The following is a 20,524-nucleotide window of genomic DNA, read 5'->3' as shown; positions in this document are numbered from 1 at the left end:
CTCCTCGGCGATCGAATGAATTAATTGGTATTAGTTGGGATGGAAAGAGTGCGCGAACGGCGGACAGAAAATTCGCTGTCAGCCGGATACTCAGCGTCGATGTGGATTTGCACGCGCGAATCGGCGGTGGCCGGCGTGACTTCGATGACGAGGCGTCCTGGCCCCTGATCGATAATGTCGGCTGCAGAAAACTCGTGCGTTTCGCCGCGGTAATCGGGCTGTTTGGCAATCTGAGTCAAGGCTCGATCGATCCCGGCTTGGAGCAGCAATTCACACTGCCGCAAGTCACGCTCGGCATGCAGTTGCCGAGTGCTCTGCAGCGCTGCCAACAGCATCGTGCCCAGCAGCGACATGATCACCAGCAGGCACAGCAGGGCCACGATGAGAATTGCTCCGCGACGATTGTGGCGCAACGTTTTACTCATCATTGGTCTCCGCATGCTTAGCTGCGCGCAGCCGATTGTCTGGCAAAGCAGCTTCGATCTGTGCGTAGACCGGCGGCACGTCGATGAAGGGCTCATCATCGGTTCGGATCGAAAGCACAATCAGTCGTGGACGAGGACGCTTGATTTCCAGCTCAATCTCGCGTGGTAATGAAAATGTCTCGCGCGATTTGACGTCGTTGCCGCTGAGTTGCACTCGCTGGAATTCGGTTTTCTGATGGCGATACTCGATTACTGAATCTGGCAACACGAGCCGCAGTACAACGCCGGCCGGGAGTTTTGTAGGATCGACTTCGGCATCCGCAGCAGTGTGCACATCGTTGCGAACGATTTGATCGAGACGGAGCAGCGTACGCTGCAAATCAGCATCGGCTCGTGAGCGAATTTGTGCCTGCATCACGCGCTGCAACAAGGCAGCGCTCAAGCTGAGCAGCACAGCGCATCCCGACATAACCACGATTAGTTCCACCAAACTAATACCGCGTCGATGTTTCATGGCGATGACTCCTCAGGGAAGAGCCAAGTCGTCAAACGCACTGGCGCTGCTTGCCGGTTAACTTCGTCCCACGACAGTTCGAGCGCGACATGCTGACCGAACGACGACGTGCTCAGTTCGCCGCGGATAACAACCCCCGGCAATCGCTGCACGGCAAATTCCGACGGCGTTAATCGTTCGACGGCCGTGGGCAATTCCCCCGTTGCCAACAGACTCAAGCTTTCCATCTGGTTGGAAATTTCCGCCATTGCTATCCGGTGGTGCCGCTGAGCAACCATCAGCCGGTTGTGCGCGACAATCAAAGGAGCGGCCGCGACCAGCGCTGCACTGAGCAGCGTGAAGGCCACCACTACTTCCAGCGAACTGGTTCCCTGGCGTCGATTTTTGAATCGGAACAAACGACTCACAGCAACCCTTCCAGAAGAGTGACCAGGGGCACGAATAGCAGGCTGGCTTGAAAGATGACCAGGCCAGCCATCAGCAGCACGAATGCGGGCAGTAAGAACTCCCCTACCTTTTCCAGGCGCGCGGCGACGCGGCGCTGTTTGACTTCGACGAGTTGTTCGAGCGCCCAAGTCGGCGATCCTTGTTGCTCGGCCACAACGATCAAGTTTGCCTCGGCGGGCGAAAGCAAGCCAACCTGCGACATGCTTTGCCAAACCGGCAATCCCTGCTCGACGTCGTTGCGGACCACGAGCAACTCATGGCGCAACTTTGGATCTGGGTGAAACTGGGCGAGTGTCGATAGTGCCCCTGGGATTGGCCGACCGGCTGAGGCGGCAACTTGCAATTTCTGCAGCACATCGGCAGCACGCCATTCGCGCAAGAAGCGAAAGAGGCTGCCGGCGAGCGACCAGCGGAGCAGACGTCCCATGCGAGTCGAAAACAGCCAAATGATCACAATCAACAAGAGTAGCGCCGAAATCAGCAGCAGGTTCGAGTACGGCTCGAGCGAATTCACAGACCAGGCAAATATGGCTGGCCTGCGTCTGCCAAAATCGCTGAAAATGCGATCCAGGCGCGGCAGGATCCGTAACTGGCCAAACAGAATCAACGCCAGGCTAATGGGCAGCACAGTGCCGAAATAAATGAACATGCTGCGGAAATATTGCCAAGCCTGGAACCCGACGGCAGCGGGATGAACGAGGCTGGCGCGAACGGCTGCCGTGCGCGTGCCTGATTGAGCGTCGAATCGGAGCGTCAGAATGTCTTCATCTCGGAGCACACCCGGCACAGCTTCGGCCGCATCCGCCACAGAACGCCCACCAGCGATTAGCCTGGCCAAACGCCGCACGCGAAATTGTTGCAGCCCTGATTCGTCATCGGCCCACTGCTCGAGCAACGGCGCGAGCGGCAAGTTCTCCTCTTGAGCAACCGCAATGAGCCGCAGTAATGCTCGCTGCTGCGCGAACGTAGTCGTCCACGGCCAGAAGAGCGTGAACGACGACGCACTCGTCGCCAGTCGAAAAAAAGTGGGGAACCAGGTATCCATGATCAAGCAAGTGCGTGTAACAGACTGAATAGCGGGAGAAACAAAGCGAACGCGACGCCGCCAACAATCAAGCCGACAAGGCAGATCGCTAGCGGCTCGACAAAACCTCGGGCCCATGACAGTCGCCAACTCATTCGTTCGGCATAGCTCGCGCCGATTTCACGCAGCAAGCGCATGCGGCCGGTTTTCGAGTTGGGAGTGACCAGGGCGTAATGCACGGTGCGCGTCAGCACACGTCGATTCTTTTCACAGGCTTCTTCGGTTGAGCTGGTCAATCCCGCGGCAACTCGTACGGCCGCGCGCTGAATCGGGCCGCTGCCGGTCGCCAGGCCTGCAAGACGCAACGCATGTTCAGGGCTGACCTCTGCTTCGAGCAAGTCGGCAGTGAATTGCGCGAAGCGAGCAATTGCCGTCGAGTGACCAATCCACAGCGCGAAGCGATCGGCCCACGATTCGCGCAACGCCGGCGACAACCAACGGCAGGCGCGATAAAGACCGAAGCTGAGCAATCCGCCAACAACGATCACCACCAGAACCCGGCCGCTGGTGATCCACTCCGAGATCACCAGTACCAAACGCGTGGGTAGCGGAACGCGAATGCCGAACCCATCGAAGATGTTGCGAAAAATGGGGATGACGATGATGCTAAGTCCGATCAGCACCGCTACTGCCAAGCTTATCAGCAGCAATGGATACGCCAGGGTCTGCCGCCACTGCCGGCGTAGTTGCTCGGCTTGTTCGGTCTCGCGGAGAAACTCGCGCAGGATCCGGCCAGGATCGCGCGAGGCAGTTGCGGCGCTCAACAGCGGTATCCAATAGCCAGGAAGCGATTGCAGGGTGGCCATGGCATCGGCGGGAATGTTGCCGCGCTCGAGCGTACTCGTCAGCAGTTCCAATTGCCGGCGACGCTGTCCAACTGGCAACTCTTCCACAAAAGCTTTGAGTGGCGGCAGAAGTTCACGGCCGCGCTCGAGCAATTTTAAGAGTTGCTGTTGCCAGGCGACTTGGTCCTCGACACTCGATACTGCCAATCCGGCTTGCTCCGAGACCGCCATATCGACCAGCGCTTGAACGGCCAGGCCCTGCGCTGCCAGCTGGCTCAGTGCGTCCGCAAAGCCGTCCGCGGTAATCTCACCGCTCACTGGCTGCTGGTTGGCGTTCAGGGCCTGGTATCGATATTGAGGCATTGGACTTTCGTGCCGAGGAGCTTTTAGCTCGCTGCGATCGAGCGCAGCAAATGGGCCAGGGGTACAAACAAAGCCAGGGCATAGAGGAGTGTCACACCACCGCCGAGCACCGCGCTGAACACGATAGGAACGGCAATTCGCATTCGCGAGATTCGCCTTTGCGCCGCTTCGTAATACAGATCGGCTGCCAAACGCAACGCACTTACGCGATCCAGCAGGGGCTCACTCCGAAAGAGGGCCCAGCGCAGGAATGGAGGCAAGTGCACGAACGCGTCTTCGACGGCAGTGTGTGCGTTGCGCGTCATCGAGGCCGCACTCGCGCCGAGGCTGCGAGAAAAAATCGGATCGTTGCTGGTCTCGATGTTGAGCCGCAGCGCACTCTCAAACGGCATTCCTGCTGCCAGCAAATTAGCGATCGAGTCGGCGAAGGCGCTGCATTGTTGTTCGCGAATGACGCGTCGCATTCCCGGCAACCATGCGCCTGCTTGCTGCCAGCCGCCTGAGTTCGATTGGCGCCGGAGCAACCAGACGATCAAACTCAGCAGCACAGGCGGCAATGCGATCCAATATGGCAGCGTTATTCGCAGGCCAGTCAGCAGGCGCAGGGCCCAACCCGTGGGGATGCGTAGATTCCCGTACAGTTGCTCGAGCGTAGGCACAAGATACAAGCAGAAGAGCGCCAATCCGCAATAAGCCAGGCTGCAAACAATCAGAGGATAGGTCAGCGCTCGCGACAGTATTTGTGCAGAGTTCTCACTGGAGTTGGCTAGTCGCTGCGGCCTGCTGAGGGCGCCGCCACGATCGTTGCTGTTCGCGCTGATCTGCAACAACAAATGGTAGGCAGGCGTGAGGCGTTCTTCGGCAGCCAGCGATTGCTCTAGCGTTTGCCCAGCTTCGACGCGGCGCGAAACGGCAGCGCTCACCTCGTGCAGCGTTGTCGGCAGTTCCGCATTGGAACGAACTAAATCGCGACTTAGCGGAACCTCTGCAGCCGCCATCGCTGCGAGGCGATCGTTCAACGCAATGATGTCTGGAAGTGTTGCCGTCTTCATCGGACGCCGCGTCTCGCTGGTACTCAACCGCCATGGACTGATTAGCGGATGCGCGACGGGCGCCAATTTGTCTAAGAATTTTGCTGATTACTTCGGCGACGGCAGCACAGCTGCCTGGCGACGGCGAAGTGCAGTGAAGCGGTCAACCGCGTGCCAGCCAGGATTCTCCTGCTGAGCGATCGACGAGGGAGCGCCCATGATTTCAAAATCACGCGAGGGCTCCAGACGCAGGTGACCAACAAGCAAGATGCAAAGCGCGATGTTGAACATCACAAACCAGACCCAGTTTTGCACACGCCATTCAGCGCGCGCCAAGCGGGCCTGCTCGAGTACCGCAGGCAGCAGATCGTCAGACGGCTGGACATATTCGCCGGCGGAGCGCAGCAGTTCCTCAATTTCGTTCGCTTCGAATTCAAAGTTATCCATGCCGCACCCTCGTGGGTTGCTTGGTCAGTCGGCTGGTCAACTTGGCGATGCCATACTGATACCGGCTGGCAACCGTATTCAGCGAGAGTTCGAGAATCTCGCCGATTTGGGCGAATGTCATCTCCTCCCAGATTTTGAGAACCACCACTTCGGCCTGATCAACCGGCAGCGATCGAAGAGCAGCCCAGACTGCGCGATGGGATTCTTCGCGTTCAGCCTCATCAATGGGACAGCGCGTGATCAAATCCGACAAATCGCCGGCTGCGGTGCAGCGCTTTTGCCGTCGGTGGATGGCGATGACTTCGTTGCGAACCATTCGCAGCAGATAAGCCCAGGGACAGCCGACGTCCTTCAATTGCTGCGGGCTCGTAGCCAGCCGGGCCAGAACTGCTTGCACCGCGTCTTCGGCGTCGTGCTGGTGATAGGATACAGTTACCGCGAACCGCACAAGTCTTTGCGCAGTCAAGTCATACAGCATTCCCAGCGCAGCAACGCCCGTCACCGCCAACTGGTCGGTGCACTCACGAACTCGCGCGGAAAAAGCTTGGGTCGCACTCATGCGCCCTACATGATGCGCGACCACAGCAGATTTGTCTAAAAATCTTCTGCGAACTGCTTACCCGAGGATCTGGGCAAGTGCATCGACCGCGGCCTTGGCCTTCTCCAACCCGCCGATCTGATCCACAAGCTTTTTCACCTGGATCAATTGCTGCAGGCCATCCACAGGAACCGCCATCGGTTTCCGGCCTCGCTTGCCAACCTTGCCGCCCTTCTTCTTCGCATTAGATAGGACCGTGCTGACAAACTGAGCGAAGATGTCGAATCCGGATTTGCTCAACGCCTCAGACACCTCTTTCGGATTGGCGGCTTTGTAATCGCGGATAGCGGCGGACTTGTTAGGGCCTGACTTTACCTCGCGGCCCCTGATCGATACTCCAAAGTTTAGGCATGTAACTAAACCAACCTTACTTTGGCAATTTGATTGCAAGCTATTCGTCGACCGGGCGGGATATTTGTTTGCAGTTCAAAAAGACTCATCGCCTGCGTGACAGTCCAGTACGCGAGGAATGTCCGTTTGGATTAATGTCACTGAACTCATTGCTCCAGTTTGAAATGAGTTGCAAAAGTGCCGAATCATTTAGCGTGCCGCTGCTCGCTCCTTGTTGACTCACTTCAGGGGTTTGTGAGTTCACAATTTGTGTGTTCTCTCCACCGAAGACGTGGTCACTCTCCGTCAATTCTCCTGTTACAACGACGGCCGATGCAAATGGAGAGGCGTAGACAAAGTCCTCTCCTCTCAAGGAATCAATTGCGACTCCAGCTGCTACGAAGTCCCCGAGGTGTTGGCGTCCGAGACGCACTCGAAAGCGGCCATCGAGCAGCTGTCCAACGATAATACTATCGTCTCCGTCTGTCCCTGTGATGAGAAGGTGATCCCCGGATAGCCTGGCTTGGCCCTGCTGAGAGCCCCCTGGCTCCCGGCTTTGAACGGTGAGACGACCATCGATTGGGTCATTCGGATCGTCCGTCGGCGCCGGAATCAGCGTGAGGAAACCTTCGTTGAGCTGAGTTGTTCGATAGCGAGAACTTGCGGCGAGATTGATAGCGAATGATCCCGAACGTGCGTCTGACTTCACGTTTGCATGCAACTGAACGAGTTGCCCGCGGAATACGCCCTCGATCGGGCTCGTGCCTGCCAGCGAAAGGTCGATCCGACCTGCGAGAGGATTGATCTGTGAAGAAATGGACCAGCCCCGACTCGCAATGAGGCTACCCAGCGCAACCTCAGTGATCTCTAGCACCGAGGGATCGAAGTATATGACCAGATCGGCCGACATCAAACCGTTGCCTGTGAGGTTTACGATGCTATCGATGTCGACGGGAATAACCAGTGATTCACCTGGTGACGCGGCCAACGTTTGCGGCACGGAAAGTTTCGGGTCTGGTCCTCCCTGCACCAAGGAAACAGTTGGCAGCGGCGCGGGAACTTCTGCAACGGATATGCCTACAGCTGTCCGCATTGCGTATGACACATCTTGGGCCGTTATGTCGCCGTTTCCAGTGATGTCTCCAATGAGATTTGGGTCGAGCAACTTGAATTGCTCGAAGCCGTTATCGATGCCAACAGAAACCCGTGCGAGATACGAAGCATCTTGTCCAGTGTAGGTGCCATTCCCGGTCACATCGCCGAAATATGCAACTACGAGCACCCCGTCGTCGCCAACTGCAGTCAGCGCGCCTCCGTTGACGGCAACATTGCCAAGGTTGAGCGTGCCCTTGGTGCGATAGCCGGCAGTTGCCGGGACCACAGCCGTGAACGCGCCCAGCGACAATCCGCCTGGAGTAGTGCTGAATGTCGTTCCTGCGCTGATGTCCATAACCACAGAGCCCGCCGCGCTGAAATGAGGAGTGGCGACTACCCCTGCGGCAGCCAGTACCGGATTCAAAGAGAAGGAAGTGACGTTCAGCAGCGCCGGATCGTAGCGTACATCCGTGAGCAGCACAGTCACTACGCTGGTGCTCGAAAGACCACCACTGTCGGTGACTCGCACCGTCAGCGCAAAGCTGGAAACGGACTCGTAGTCCAGGAGCACGCTATCGGCCACCCTAATTGCGCCAGTGTTCGCGGTAATCGTGAAAGCACCGGTCAGATTTCCGGCTGTAATTGCGAAAGTCCTCGAATCTGCCTGGTCCATGTCGAACGCGAGGACAGTGCCGACCAATGTGCCATTGGGCGAGTTTTCGGCGATTGAAAATGATTGCGAGGCAACGATAGGAGCCTCATTGAGGTTCGTAACGTTGATCGTCACATTATTTGTCGCAGTCAACCCACCGGCGTCAGTCACGGAAACCATCAAGACATACGTCGGCCTCTCCTCAAAGTTCAGCAGTGAGCCATTTGTGACCGTGAGCAATCCCGTGGTGGGGTGAATCGCGAAAGCGTTAGATGAATTTCCGCCAGTGATTGCGAAAGTCTTGGTATCGCTGATGTCGACGTCGCTGCTGCTGACGGTGCCGACAACACTGCCGTTCACGGTGCCCATTGTCTGGTCGACAACAGAGACCCCATCGATGTAAATGCCGCCGTCACCGATCGGAATCGTCGATAGAAATTGCAAAGTGGTGCTTGAGCCAGCAGCGGTAAAGTTGACCGCATGAAGCGTCCAATTCAGGCCTAAGCTGTTAGATGAGCCATGAGAAATAGAGAACGCCGGAACTAGGTCGGTCGAATTGTTTCGAATGCTAACGAGCGCAGTCGCAGGATTGGACGGACTTGTCCACACGTAATTGTTGGCATAACTAAACGTCAAGGAGTACGAGTGGCCGGGAACCGTTGCCAGCACTTGAGAAACGCCGCCGGTTCCCTCGCCGTTCAGATCCACGAATTGTTCACCATCGAATGCCGGACCGGCGCCCGAAGTAGAGTCCTCCCCGATTACTTCGACGCTGCCTGTTCTTTGCCAGCCGAAAGGAAGGCCATTTGCCGGATTCGTATGGGGATATTCGAAGGTCCCGTTAACTACGATCGAAACACTCTCTGGAATCGAGAAAGTTTGTGCGGCGATCATCGGAGACTCATTGACATCGGTAACGGTGATGACCACTGGCTTAGTGGCGGTCAATTGTCCTGCTGATGCAACCACAACGATGTCGTAGGTATTGTTGAATCCAGAGTCGACGGGATTCTCAAAGTTGGGAGGTGCTACGAATGTGATTGCTCCCGAACTGCCATTCACCTGGAATCGCGCCGCATCGACTCCAGAAATGCCGTAGGCAATCGTACCTCCCGGGCCGAGGAACTCGGCATGAATCGTGTAAGCGGCCGCCACGCTGTTTTCTGGAATACTCGCCGTTGCACCGCTCGTGATTTCGATTTGTCCGCCAGCGAGAGTGATCGCAGCGTCATTGCCATCGCCTCCTAGATAAGTGATATAGGCAGGCAAGCCGCTTCCCAGGAAGTTCGAACTGACAAGCGTGCCCTCGGTTAGCACGGTGCCCGGAACAAGACTACTCCCAGCTCCTGCCACAAAAGTCCCGACAATCGGGTCGCTAGAGTCGTTAACGACGAACACGAATGTAGAGTTTGGCGCGGGTGCATAGCCATTGAATGAAGACAGGTTGAGTGTAGCGCCAGCAGAAAGAGAAATGGTGCCGTTCACGATCAATTTGTCGTAAGACGCGATTCCGCCGAGCTCAATGTTTAGTTGACTCGGGCTGCCCATTTGCAACCCTGAGAGTGCAGAATGGTTTACCGTCAACGTACCGATCATGCCGTTGCCCGGTGAAATAGTACTCAGGGAACTTGCATTGAGTAAATTGTTGAGCACCCCCGTTCCGCCCACAGTTCCGCCGGTCTGCGCTAGAGTTTCGCTTGTGTCCGCGAGCGAACCGTTGATTCGCAATTCGCCTGCGTTCACCAACGTGTTACCCGCATACGTGTGAGCGGCTGTCAAAATTAAGCTGCCAGCACCTTCCTTTATCAGGCGGAAGTTGTTTGCATTCGTAGTGTTGCCACCGAGGACACCGGTGTAAGTCGAATTGCCGGTTTGTTGAACTCGAAGCGTTGTGGCGGTCGCAGATCCGGTCGTTAGGCCGGCGCTTCCAGACAATCCGCCACCCGTCACCAACGTGAGGTTGCCCTCATAGCTGATTGCGGAAGTGACGTTGATCGTGCCACTACTCGGAACCCCAATCTGGAGTGTTCCCGCAGTAACGCGATCAATCGCAGCATCAGTTAGCCCAAGAACTAAGGGGCTTCCAATCAAACCGTCGTCGCCTCCTAAATTGATCAGAGTGCCTGCAGTCCGCGGCTTGAGAGTGACGAAATTGGATCCCGCATTGATGGATGTGCTGGGCAGAAAATCCATCGAATCCCCGACTAGGGTCACCATCGCGTTAGCTGACGTCCCCAATATTCTGCCAGTGTTTTGCAGTGAAATTGCGGGACTAGTAGCGCCGCTCCCGCTGATCCCAGTGATTTCGATTGCCCCACCGCTAGAACTGACCGTCGCGGCAGAGTTTTCGATGAAGACTCCAAAATTGGTATTTCCAGCCCCCGTACTGTTCCCGCCATTTCCCGAGACAGCAACAGTTGAACTGGCCACAGTGCCAGTGCTCGTGATTGTCCCGCCCGACAACAAGTAGACGCCGAAATTGTTGAAGCTGTTGCCGGTCCCTCCCCCGGTGCCTTGTACGACTACAGAACTGAACGCCGAGATTAGTCCCGAGGAACCGCGGACAAGCACACCGTAGTTGTCCGAACCGACCGCTCCACTCAGATTTCCTCCGTATCCCTTGACGGTGACGGCCGCCGCCGTACTTTCGATCACTCCGCCCATTGCGTGGACGCCGTAGTTGTTCCCGCTACCACCGCCACCCCCTCCCGTTCCCTCAACGAGCAACGCGCCACCATTTGATCTGATGAACGCGTCAGACTGTTCAACTACCACTCCGTTGTTACTGCCACCATTGCCATTGAAATTGCCGCCGTAGCCCTTCACAGTGACCGTCGCTGTCGACATGCTCCCCGCGCTAGAGATTCCTGCGCCGGAGAGGAGGTACACGCCAAAATTCGAGTTGCCGCCGCCACTTCCCCCAGCCCTCCCCTCCACGAGGATTGCGCCGCCAGTCGACATCACTTGCCCTTGGGATCCTCTCACGAAGACGCCGTAGTTGTTCGACGAGTTGTCCCCGCCACGACCTTTGATGGATAAGTTACCGTTACCGACGTTGATCGTTCCACCGATGATCTCGATACCAACAAAGGATCCGGTCGACGGAGCAACTTGCTGATTGGCACTCAACGACAGGTCACCACTTGCTGTAGTGATACTCGCAAATAGGCCCAGCGAAATGTTTCTCGTCGTGGTCAATGAGATCGATCCGGTCCCACTAGCTATGAGATCGCTCGTACTACTCGGCAAACTGATCGTTCCGCCGGCATTGACGACAAGACTCTTGTTGAGTGCCATCAGGATGCCTTGACTCGAGGTTAGCTGTGCGCTTGTGACCAGCGTCAGGTCATTCACCGATGTGAGTTGCGCGCTCACGACAATCGCTCCAGTGCCTGAGTCACCAATTTGGACTGTTCCCGCCACCACGGAACCGAGCTCGCCATCGGTCAATCCCAACGCACCAGATCCACTCCCAGCAAGAACATCAGCTCCTCCTAAATCGATCGCGAATGCGGCAGTCTTGGGCCTGAGAACGACTGGACTGTTGCCAGCGTCGATCGAGGTTGAAGAAAGGAATTCGATCGAATCAGCAGTCACGGTGATCACTGCAGACGCTACACCGATGAACTTTCCGCCAAGCTCTGTGCGAACTGCGGAACTGGTTGCCCCACTTCCGCTCGTCCCGGTAACTGCAATTGCACCTCCTGCGGAAGAAATCTGCGCAGCTGCAGCAATCAGCGAAACACCAAAATTGCGCCCGCCGCTCCCGGAAATATTGCCGCCGCCGCCCATAACATTCACAGGTGCCGCGGTGCCCTCGCTAGTAATCGCTGCACCGTTGACGACCAACACTCCGATGTTGTCGGTGCTCGCTCCAGCTCCGCCACCGTACCCTTCAACGGAGACAGAGCCGCCACTCGAGCTTATGTGGGATGCCGGCCCGACAACTACCACTCCATCGTTGAATCCGCCCGTGCCCGTGGTATTGCCGCCAAATCCCCGAACAGTGACAGTGGCCAACGGCCCGGAGCTGTCAATCACGCCCACTGCGTCGAAATACACACCGTGATTGCTAGTGCTCGCCCCCACCCCGCCTCCTGTTCCTACAACAAGCACAGCTCCCGCACTGGAGGTAATGTGTGCGGCAGGCGCCGATAGCACGACACCATGGTTCGTATACCCACTTGTGCGCCCACCAGTGCCCGTCACGGTCACGGTAGACGAGGTGCTGGTACCGCTGCTGCTGATCGTGCCGCCGAGTTGGACACCGAAATTGCCGATCCCGCTTCCTGCTCCACCGGCAGTTCCTTCGATGGCGACGGCTCCGCCATTCGACGAAATGCGAGCGTCGGCGCGCGGAACAAAAACTCCAATGTTGCTATCGCTGTCGGATCCAGTTGTGTTCCCACCGATACCTCGGACAGTCACCGTCCCGCTAGCGCTCGCATTGAAAATCGTTCCTTCGACAAAAACTCCATGGTTTGAAACGCTGGTCCCGTTTCCTCCCCCGGCCCCATCCACTGCGATCGCACCGCCTTGCGATGTGATCAGAGATCCGCTCGATTCTAGAAACACGCCATGATTGAGATTCGCACTGCTTGTGCCACCTCGCCCCTTAACGGTTACGCTTCCGACACCCGTGCTTTTGACTTGAGAATTTGAGATTTGGACGCCGACGAACGAACCAGCAGTCGGGGTAAGTTGCTGATTTGCGAGAAGTGATAAGCTTCCGTCGAATGTGCTTACGCTAGCGCCGCTATGAACTTCGATATTCCTGCTCGTAGAAACACTCAGATAGTTCGATCCTGAAAGAGCGGTCGTGCCCTCGAATACAATCGAGCCGGCTGCAGGATGATCGAGAACGACCGCGATGCCACTTGCAAAGCTGTTCGATCCGCTATTAGCGAATGTCACTGAGGCGTTAGCATCGGCGTCGAAAATATTGATCGCTGAATACTGGGCTAGATCGTTCAGACTCAGGGTCGAACTCGAGAACGCCGAAAAGTCTGCGACTTGACTGACTCCGCCATTCACAAATGTCTGATTGCTGATAAATGAATAGTTGCCCCCTGCGGACGATAAGGTCAGCCCTTCGTTTGCACTCAGCGTCATCAATAGTGTCGGTCCACCTGAGTCGCTTAATGTTGCCAAAGGAAGTCGAGTCTCCAGAGACTCGAGGAACAGGCGACGTGTGCGCGCAATGCAACTTCGGCGATTTAACATGGTTCAACCCATCTGCAATCAAGAGAAAAATGAGGCGGGGTTTATTCGCAGTGGGCTTCAAGTGAGGCCACTGAGTGAAGGCAGCTCGTTCCTAAGTCGCCTTCTGTGGTAGGAGCACCGGCGTCCAAACCGGCTGGGAGTCTCGATAATCCTCCGGTTGGGTTTCTTATATGACGCCATACCTTGTCAAATAAATGAATTGCGGAATCGAAATATATTATATGGTTCGTTTGCTATTATTAAAGAGACGGATGTGTTAAGACCGCATGAACTTATCGCCGCTAGCATGTGCCTGCTCTCATCACCTTTCGGGACGCGTCATGCCGCTCGTCGATTAATCGTTTCTAAAGATTTTACTTTCGCAGCAATGGAGGCTCGTGATGTTGCCCAACCTTCCCAACGGACATCTCTACCAGTGGATTACCACATGCGGCACATTGCTGGCCGTGGCCAGCGCGATAGGCATCTGGAGCAATTCCGCCTATTTCAATCGATCGCTTCGTGAGAATGTTGGAAATCTACTGCGTGCGCAGCAGCAGCAAGGATTGGAGAAAGAGTTCTGGGAAAAACATCTCGCGACGGAGTCGAGAAATGCTTACTTCGCTATGAACTCGTGTGCAGTATTCACGTTCGCAGGGCTGTTAATCGCAGGCATCGGCGGGTACTTCTGGTACACGAAGGTGCAAAAATTTGAGGATGAGCAGCGAGCACGTGAGGCTGTTCGGCTGACCCACGAAGTTGATCAGATCACCGGCAAGAAGGAACTGCACTTGCCGTAGTTCGCACATTAATACGGCGCGAGTCGTTTGAGACCTCTAAAACCAGCGCTGGGTTGATTAGTTTGCCGAAGTCTTGCCATTTCAATCAACGTGGTGGAATGTTGGTCGGGCGCAACAGCGGGAATAGATGATTCCGGGATTTTTAGCGCCCGGGGAGGTCTGGTAAAAATTCTGCCAGGCCGACTCTACGCGAGCACGGATCTTTACTGAGTCGGTCATTGCCCTCGAATTGACTTCTTCGGCGCGTAGATTGATTCATTTTTCATAGTACAGTGGCGCTAGGCTCTCTAATCAGCCGCAACTGACGTATCGGAACACCGTTCTTCTCGACACACCAAGTGCCTGGGCAATCTCCGCTGGCTTCCAGTCCTTCGCCAGCATCTCTTTCGCTCGCTCCAGCTTGCCTTTCGTTGTTCCCTTCTGGCGGCCCTTGAACGCGCCCTTCTTCTTTGCAACCTCGATGCCTGCGGCTTGTCGCTCGCGGCGAAACTCCAATTCGATTTCCGCCAAACCGAGCATAACTGCGGCAATCATGCGTCCCACCGGGCCGTTCAGCTCGATTTGCTGGGTGATGACAACGATCTTCAGACCTCGCTCGCACCAGTCGGCCAAGAGATTCACCCCATCACGCAACCGGCGCGAGAGGCGATCAAGCTTCCAGCCAACAATTGTCTTCACCTTGCCGCTGAAGATATCCTTCTGCAGCCGCTCAAATTCCGGTCGAGCTAACGTCTTGCCGGTTTCGTAGTCCCGGTACCATTCGATGTCACTCGATTAATGCATTCGCGTGCGAGGGAAGTTGATCAACCGGCTCCAAACTGCCGGCTCAATCCTCGCAAGGCTTCCCGCTGGGCCATCGCACGACTTTGCTCCGATCCGCTGGCGCCGGGAACTCCATCCTGATTGATCGTCGTAAAACGACGCCAGTGCCACAGGTGGCCATCCTCTTGAACCTCGGCGATCGTGCGGCCGTCGGTCACGTACCGATAACGGTTCTGGCCTGGTTGTTTTTGCCACATCTTCTAACCCTCGCTCTCACCTCTTCACTTCGTTCTGACAGTCAGTTTATTGGGCCAGCGTGACAAGGATTCAAGCGGTCGTCTTCGCGGTTAAGCGTCCTTGCCTTCTTGCTCTTCCGATCGCGTTCGCGTTGTAGCTGGCTGTCAAGAGTTGTGGCTTTTTTTCGTGACGACGCAGCCGTGTCTATGCAGCTAGCGTGATTGCGCGAGATAGCCCGCGCTGAGATCTGCCGTGACGATCGTTACTCGGTCGCGGCCGGCGGCCTTCGATTGATAAAGGGCTTTGTCAGCTTGGGCGATGAGCTCGGGCGGCGCTGCATAGCCATTCTCCAAGCAGCTGACGCCGAGGCTCATCGTGACGGCGCCGTGAGGCCATTCGGCAGCCCGCATGGCTTCGCAAATTCGGTTGGCGACAACCTCCGCCCCGGCGAGCGATGTTTGGGTGAGGATCAGGGCAAATTCTTCGCCACCGTAGCGGGCCACGCAGTCGGAGGCTCTGCCGTGCTTTTTCAAGATGGCGCCTACCTGCGCCAAGACTTCATCGCCGGCCTGATGACCGAACGTGTCATTGTATTTTTTGAAATGATCGACATCGCCCAGAATGAGTGAGAGCTGATTGTCGTAGCGATGCGCCCGGCCGAATTCCTTGGCCAGGAATTCTTGAAAGTGCCGATGGTTGTTCAGTCCCGTCATCGCATCGGTGGAGGCGCGGGTTTTCAACTCCTCCGAAAGCGTCGCGTCGCGCAGCGTCGCCGATAACACGCCGGCCATGAATTGCAGTGTGTGCTCGTCATCCGCGGTGAACGCGTTCACGCGCGACGAGGCAACTTTAAGCACGCCGACGATCTCGCCCAGGTGCTGCAGCGGCACGACGATCATCGACCGCACGCCGACTTTGCGGCAGGCGTGCTTGTCGACACGCGCGTCGGCTTCTGTGTCGTCGCAGCGAATCATATGGCGAGACGCGATGCAGAGGCCGGCCAGGCTTCCTTCGGTCTGCATGCGAAAGCCGATGAAGGGTTCCATCGTGCCGCTGGCGGCCTGGTAGACCAGTTCTTTTCCTTCTTGCATTTCGACGACCACGCCGTCGGCTTGAGTGATGTCTTGCGCGCGACGTGTGATCACTTCCATCGCCCCCTGATAGTTGAGGCGCTCGTAGATAATGTCCTGCTGCACTTGGGCGATTTTCGCCATGCGCTCGGCCAGGTTCCGCTGAGTCTGCGCCTTCTCGCGCTCGAACGTCAACAGTTGCTCACGCACATTCGCTTCGCTGCGCGACAAGCGGAAGGCATACAGCGCCAGCAGGTAGACAACACCGATGGTGACCAGAAACTGATATTGCGCGGCCCGCACGGCTTGTTGCCATTTCACTTCGCGGGCCTTCAGCAACTGCTCCTCTTCGGAACTCATTTCGCTGATGCGGTCGGCAATCTCCAGATAGTTCGCCGCGCTGTCGGTTTCGGCACTCACCAGGCGTGTGGAGATGGCTTGCCAGAGCGGCTTGATGCGCTCTTGTTGCGCAGAATTGTCGGCCGTCAGATCGGCCAGCTCTGCGATTGTTTGCCGCAGCTCTTGGGCGATCCGCGCCTGTTCTTCCTGCACGGTGCCGGGGTTCGGAGGGAGCTGGGCGTTCTGATGAACGCGCGCTTGCGCCAGTTGGCTCGACAAAATCTCCAGTTGATGCAGCACTTCGTGAGTGTGTGCCACCCAGCGGCCTTGCTCCATCTGCATCCGTGGAATGCCGCTTACATACACACCGGCAGCCACCAGAAGAACGGTGACCACTGCCAGGCTGACGAGATCTGCGCGACAACGCATAGGAACCACCGAGGGACTATTGTCACGACAACTGACGAGTGTCGCTTCCGGCTTCTCCTTAAAGCACTTGAATGCTATGTCTGCGAACGAGCCGGGGTACCCGAAAACACCCGGGTGAATCCGCAAATGGGGATCTGGCCGCTGCGGCAGTTCAGGTTGTCGCGAAGAGTCGGTTTGTAGCGAGAAACTGGTCCAATCGTCCGGCCCCCACTTGGGGCGGCCTAGCGCAGCCGATCGAGAACCGTTTTGGCAATTAGCTGTTGAAACAACGCGTAGTCGCGCTGGATGGCGCTCGACTCTGCCGTGGCGGGGCTGGCTTCTTGCAGATCGGGGGCGGTTTCGAGCGTCAGTTCTTCGCCGCCGGCCACGCTGATCAGAGTTTCCATGAGGGCGGTGTAGCGGATTCGGTCGGGGGGCGGCAGATTGTTGATGCTTTGGGAAATGCGCAAGCCCAGCATGAAGCTCGTCGTGACAATCCGCTTTACTTCGTCGTCCATGCCACTCGCCTCGTAGATGCCGTTCTGCGATTCGCCCGCGATCACTCAGTTTAGCGTTTCGATCGATTTGCGGATCGTGCTAGCACCCAAACCCGAAACAGAATTAACGATCAAACGTCTATACTCCTGAGGGATTGTTCCCAGGAGCCGACCGATGCATCTGCGACTATTTGTTTTGCTGGCGAGCCTCTGTGTCACCGCGACGGCGATGGCTTATCCCGTCGCGCCGGCGCTGCCGCTCGACAAACTCGTCGAAGAGTCGGACCTCATCTGTAAAGCGCAGGTGGTGGACTCGAAACCGATCGAGGACGCGTGGTTCGACAAAACGCCCGGTTTTCAACCACATGCGACCACGCTCAAGGTGATCGAGGTCTATCGCGGCGCTGGCGACTTAAAGAAATAACCTTTCGCCACTTCAGCACTGCCGAAGCGGAAGGTGCGCGGATGTATCAGCCGCAGTATTACCAGTTCACGCCGGGTCGCACCTACTTGGTGTTCGCGAAAAAGACCGACAAAGCCGGCGTCTTTCGGCAACTCTGGAAGAACCATCGCGACCAGGAAGACCAGGGCGTGCTGCTCGCCGCCAACAACGACAGCCGGGCCGGCACGCCGCTGAAGGAGATCATCTGGCAAGAGCTCAGTGGTTTGCTCAAAAGCGCTCGCCCTCAAGATGTCGCCTATGCACTGAGCCATCTCGATGCCCTGAGCGGCGGCGACTATCGCAAGATGCAAGACATCGATCGGAAGCTCGTCCTTGGCGAGGTGATCACGTTGATCCAGAGTCCGGATCCATTGATCCAAGGCCCCGATCCTGCCATCGCTCGTCAAGCGATCGAGGTTCTCGGCTCGCACAATCCATATATGTCGAACGACTATTCGCCCGGCTGGTTAGCCACCGTCGGCAAAGGGCACATCCCGGGCTACAGCACTTGGGACAAGGAGCATGTGAATCTCGGCGGCAAGCTGTATTGGAAAGAGCTGACGCGCTTCGTCAACAGCGACGCCGAGCCGGAACTGCGCGTGCGGGCTGCTCAGGCGCTCGGCCGCACGCAGGTTGAGGAGCTATTGCCATTTGCCGAAGGTTTGACTCGCAACTCCGACGCCCGTTTGCGCCGCGTCGGTGCGATTCTGCTGGCCGATTATCCTGACAAAGCGAACACGAACCTAATTAAGGGCCTGACCACCGATCGAGATCCCATCGCGCGGCGCGGGGCGGCCGAAGCCATCGGCTTTGGTCAGTTCACGCACTTGGTGCCAGATCTTGGCACCCTCGTGAACGACAAGAATCCCGAGGTTGCCTGTGCGGCGGCACTCAGCCTGTTGTCGTTTTCGCTCGAACACAGCGAAAAAACACTCCTCGCCAATCGCAGGCATTCAGAATATCAATGCCTGTTCATCAACGCCCTGGCCCACGGCGACACCAAGCCATATCTCGACGATCTATGCAGGGTCATTCGCGAGAATCCCCAGCCGGATCGCTGGTGGGGCGGGTTCATGCCCTGGGCCGACAGTTGGCAATTGTTGTTTCGCTATGTGCAGCAACGGCCTGCCGAAGATTTGAAGCTGGGGAAGTTCGACGCCATCCTGGACGCTTTGGAGTTTCCCGCCAAGGCTGGCGAGCGCGGCCCGCACTATTACAGCTCTTCGGAGCCACGTGATCTGTATGCCCTCTATTTACAGCGTGGCGTCGACAAGCGGGCCAAGGAGTTTCGGGCTGCTTGTAAGCGTAAACTCACTTATGACATCGATTACTACTTCAACATGGTCGATGGCAACCCCGCAAACTACCAGGGCAAGTAACGTGCCGATGTAATTGCGGGGAGTCGCTAGGATAAATGTTTCGGGCTGATCAAATCGCTTCGACTGATACCGCGCAGCGTCACGAGCTTTGCGCAAAACTCCCATCGCAGTCGCGGGCGATTATCTAGTAAAATGCAGGGGCAGGCGCTGAATCGAGCGGTCTGCCCAGGTTCGTGCGCTACCTCCCCTCTCTCTAGCGCACGGCCTCCGCCACCCCGTCGTAGCAGTTTGGCACGTCGTGCGTTCCTTGCGGTTAAGTAACTTCCACACAGCCCCGGTGGTTACAATTCATTCAAAAAGCGGTTGGACACGCAAACTCGCATTCCCCCGTCGTAATGTTTGAGAATAATTGAGACTTACGCAGGCGGAACGACGATCGTCCCATTTCGGCATACCAACTCATTCCGTCCAGAATTTCGATTCGGAAGTTAGTGCGTCCCCCATGAAGTCTTCAGCCATCGCCGCCGTTGTTCTCGCACTGCTCTTCATCACCCAATCTGGCTGCGGTTCGCACGCCGATTCGCATGAAGGGGCTCACGCTCACGAGGAGGGTGGCGAACATCACGGCCACACGATTCTCGTCACCAGTGCGCTCAAAAAGAATGTGGTCAATACGCAGGCCTATGTCTGCCAGATCCACTCTTGTCAGCACATCGAAGTCAAAGCGATCGAGGGTGGATACCTCGAAGACATCCGGGTCAAAGAAGGCCAGGCGGTGAAGAAGGGAGAGCTGATGTTCAAAATTCAGCCGGTCCTCTTCCAGGCCAAGCTCGCCTCGGAAATCGCCGAAGTGCAGCGGATGCAGATCGAATACGACAACGCCAAGGCCTTGTCCGATAAAAACATCGTCTCGCCGCAGGAATTGGCGCTAAAGAAGGCCGAACTCGCCAAGGCCGAAGCCAAAGTTGCGCTCGCCCGGGCCGAGCTCGCCTTCCTCGACATCAAGGCTCCTTTCAACGGCATTGTCGATCGTCAGCGCAACCAGTTGGGCAGTCTCATTGCCGAGGGGGACGTGCTCACCACGTTCTCCGACAACAGCCTGATGTGGGTTTACTTCAACGTGCCCGAAGCCCGCTATCTCGAATACAAAGCCGAAATCGAAGCCGACAAAACGAACCCGGGCGATCCCAACGATCACGCTCGCAACACGCAGCACCTGCGCATCGAACTGAAGCTCGCCAACGGCAATGTCTTCGATCAGCAAGGCAAGATCGGCGCCATCGAAGCCGACTTCAACAATACGACCGGCAACATCGCGTTCCGGGCCGACTTTCCGAACCCCAACAGCCTCCTTCGCAACGGCCAAACGGGCACGATCTTGATTCACCGCGACCTGAGCGGCGCGATTGTGATTCCGCAGCGTGCCACCTTCGAAATTCTCGCCAAGCAATATGCCTTCGTGGTCGATGAGAAAAACGTCGTTCATCAGCGCGATCTCACGATCCTCTCCGAACAAGACGACATCTATGTGATCAAAGATGGTCTGAAAGAAGGCGAGAAAATCATTCTCGAAGGAATCCGCCAGGTCCGCGATGGCGACAAGATTCCGGAATACGAATTCCGCAAGCCTGAAGAAGTGCTTGTCAACATGAAATACCCCGCCGAATAGTCTATAGG

At 56.7% G+C, this 20,524-nt stretch carries 18 protein-coding genes; 4 read left to right on the top strand and 14 right to left on the bottom strand.

The features are described from left to right. Positions 1-20 precede the first annotated feature (20 nt). The 10 genes from M9Q49_RS27965 to M9Q49_RS27920 all read right to left on the bottom strand — a co-directional run bounded on the left by M9Q49_RS27965 (position 21) and on the right by M9Q49_RS27920 (position 12,994). Positions 21-425: a hypothetical protein gene (locus M9Q49_RS27965; protein WP_254512600.1), complete on the bottom strand. Its 405-nt coding sequence runs from the start codon at positions 423-425 to the stop codon at positions 21-23. Then, positions 418-939 carry a hypothetical protein gene (locus tag M9Q49_RS27960; RefSeq protein WP_254512599.1) on the bottom strand — a complete coding sequence of 174 codons (522 nt, stop codon included), beginning with the start codon at positions 937-939 and terminating at the stop codon, positions 418-420. The genes M9Q49_RS27965 and M9Q49_RS27960 overlap by 8 nt, the downstream gene beginning before the upstream one ends. Further along, entirely contained in the window at positions 936-1,346 is a 411-nt protein-coding gene (locus M9Q49_RS27955) for a hypothetical protein (RefSeq protein ID WP_254512296.1), read from the bottom strand. Before M9Q49_RS27955 ends, M9Q49_RS27960 begins: the two co-directional genes overlap by 4 nt. Next, positions 1,343-2,431, bottom strand: coding sequence for a type II secretion system F family protein (locus tag M9Q49_RS27950; RefSeq protein ID WP_254512297.1), 1,089 nt, complete (start codon positions 2,429-2,431; stop codon positions 1,343-1,345). The genes M9Q49_RS27955 and M9Q49_RS27950 overlap by 4 nt, the downstream gene beginning before the upstream one ends. Positions 2,432-2,433: 2 nt before the next feature. Further along, the gene (locus M9Q49_RS27945) at positions 2,434-3,618 is read right to left on the bottom strand and encodes a type II secretion system F family protein (RefSeq protein WP_254512598.1); all 1,185 of its coding nucleotides are present in this window, start codon (positions 3,616-3,618) and stop codon (positions 2,434-2,436) included. A gap of 23 nt (positions 3,619-3,641) precedes the next feature. After that, positions 3,642-4,670 (bottom strand): type II secretion system F family protein, encoded by a 1,029-nt coding sequence (locus M9Q49_RS27940; RefSeq protein WP_254512597.1) that lies wholly within the window; start codon positions 4,668-4,670, stop codon positions 3,642-3,644. Positions 4,671-4,757: 87 nt separating this feature from the next. Next, a complete protein-coding gene (locus tag M9Q49_RS27935; RefSeq protein ID WP_254512300.1) occupies positions 4,758-5,096 on the bottom strand; it encodes a hypothetical protein in 339 nt (112 codons plus the stop codon). Beyond that, positions 5,089-5,655 (bottom strand): RNA polymerase sigma factor, encoded by a 567-nt coding sequence (locus M9Q49_RS27930; protein ID WP_254512301.1) that lies wholly within the window; start codon positions 5,653-5,655, stop codon positions 5,089-5,091. The genes M9Q49_RS27935 and M9Q49_RS27930 overlap by 8 nt, the downstream gene beginning before the upstream one ends. 57 nt (positions 5,656-5,712) lie before the next feature. Continuing rightward, entirely contained in the window at positions 5,713-5,934 is a 222-nt protein-coding gene (locus tag M9Q49_RS27925) for a hypothetical protein (RefSeq protein WP_254512302.1), read from the bottom strand. A 196-nt stretch (positions 5,935-6,130) separates the two neighbouring features. Beyond that, entirely contained in the window at positions 6,131-12,994 is a 6,864-nt protein-coding gene (locus M9Q49_RS27920) for a cadherin domain-containing protein (RefSeq protein WP_254512596.1), read from the bottom strand. Between the two features lie 380 nt (positions 12,995-13,374). Between M9Q49_RS27920 and M9Q49_RS27915 the strand changes: the two genes are divergently transcribed. Continuing rightward, on the top strand, positions 13,375-13,773 hold the full coding sequence (locus tag M9Q49_RS27915) for a hypothetical protein (RefSeq protein ID WP_254512595.1): 399 nt from the start codon (positions 13,375-13,377) through the stop codon (positions 13,771-13,773). Positions 13,774-14,064: 291 nt separating this feature from the next. On the opposite strand, the gene M9Q49_RS35845 is transcribed toward M9Q49_RS27915, so the two are convergent. From M9Q49_RS35845 to M9Q49_RS27895, 4 genes are all read right to left on the bottom strand, one after another. After that, complete coding sequence (locus M9Q49_RS35845; RefSeq protein ID WP_315861223.1) at positions 14,065-14,538, bottom strand: recombinase family protein; 474 nt, start codon at positions 14,536-14,538, stop codon at positions 14,065-14,067. Positions 14,539-14,576: 38 nt separating this feature from the next. Next, on the bottom strand, positions 14,577-14,792 hold the full coding sequence (locus tag M9Q49_RS27905; protein WP_254512594.1) for a hypothetical protein: 216 nt from the start codon (positions 14,790-14,792) through the stop codon (positions 14,577-14,579). A gap of 192 nt (positions 14,793-14,984) precedes the next feature. Then, positions 14,985-16,610 (bottom strand): sensor domain-containing diguanylate cyclase, encoded by a 1,626-nt coding sequence (locus M9Q49_RS27900; RefSeq protein ID WP_254512593.1) that lies wholly within the window; start codon positions 16,608-16,610, stop codon positions 14,985-14,987. Between the two features lie 221 nt (positions 16,611-16,831). Beyond that, positions 16,832-17,107 carry a hypothetical protein gene (locus M9Q49_RS27895; RefSeq protein WP_254512592.1) on the bottom strand — a complete coding sequence of 92 codons (276 nt, stop codon included), beginning with the start codon at positions 17,105-17,107 and terminating at the stop codon, positions 16,832-16,834. Between the two features lie 154 nt (positions 17,108-17,261). Between M9Q49_RS27895 and M9Q49_RS27890 the strand changes: the two genes are divergently transcribed. The 3 genes from M9Q49_RS27890 to M9Q49_RS27880 all read left to right on the top strand — a co-directional run bounded on the left by M9Q49_RS27890 (position 17,262) and on the right by M9Q49_RS27880 (position 20,516). Further along, complete coding sequence (locus M9Q49_RS27890) at positions 17,262-17,510, top strand: hypothetical protein (RefSeq protein WP_254512591.1); 249 nt, start codon at positions 17,262-17,264, stop codon at positions 17,508-17,510. A gap of 41 nt (positions 17,511-17,551) precedes the next feature. Then, positions 17,552-18,907: a HEAT repeat domain-containing protein gene (locus tag M9Q49_RS27885; protein ID WP_254512590.1), complete on the top strand. Its 1,356-nt coding sequence runs from the start codon at positions 17,552-17,554 to the stop codon at positions 18,905-18,907. Between the two features lie 442 nt (positions 18,908-19,349). Next, on the top strand, positions 19,350-20,516 hold the full coding sequence (locus tag M9Q49_RS27880; RefSeq protein ID WP_254512589.1) for an efflux RND transporter periplasmic adaptor subunit: 1,167 nt from the start codon (positions 19,350-19,352) through the stop codon (positions 20,514-20,516). Positions 20,517-20,524 lie beyond the last annotated feature (8 nt).

Origin of the sequence: Anatilimnocola floriformis (assembly GCF_024256385.1) — a bacterium.
GTDB lineage: Bacteria > Planctomycetota > Planctomycetia > Pirellulales > Pirellulaceae > Anatilimnocola > Anatilimnocola floriformis.
This window is presented reverse-complemented; position numbering and strand designations above follow the sequence as displayed.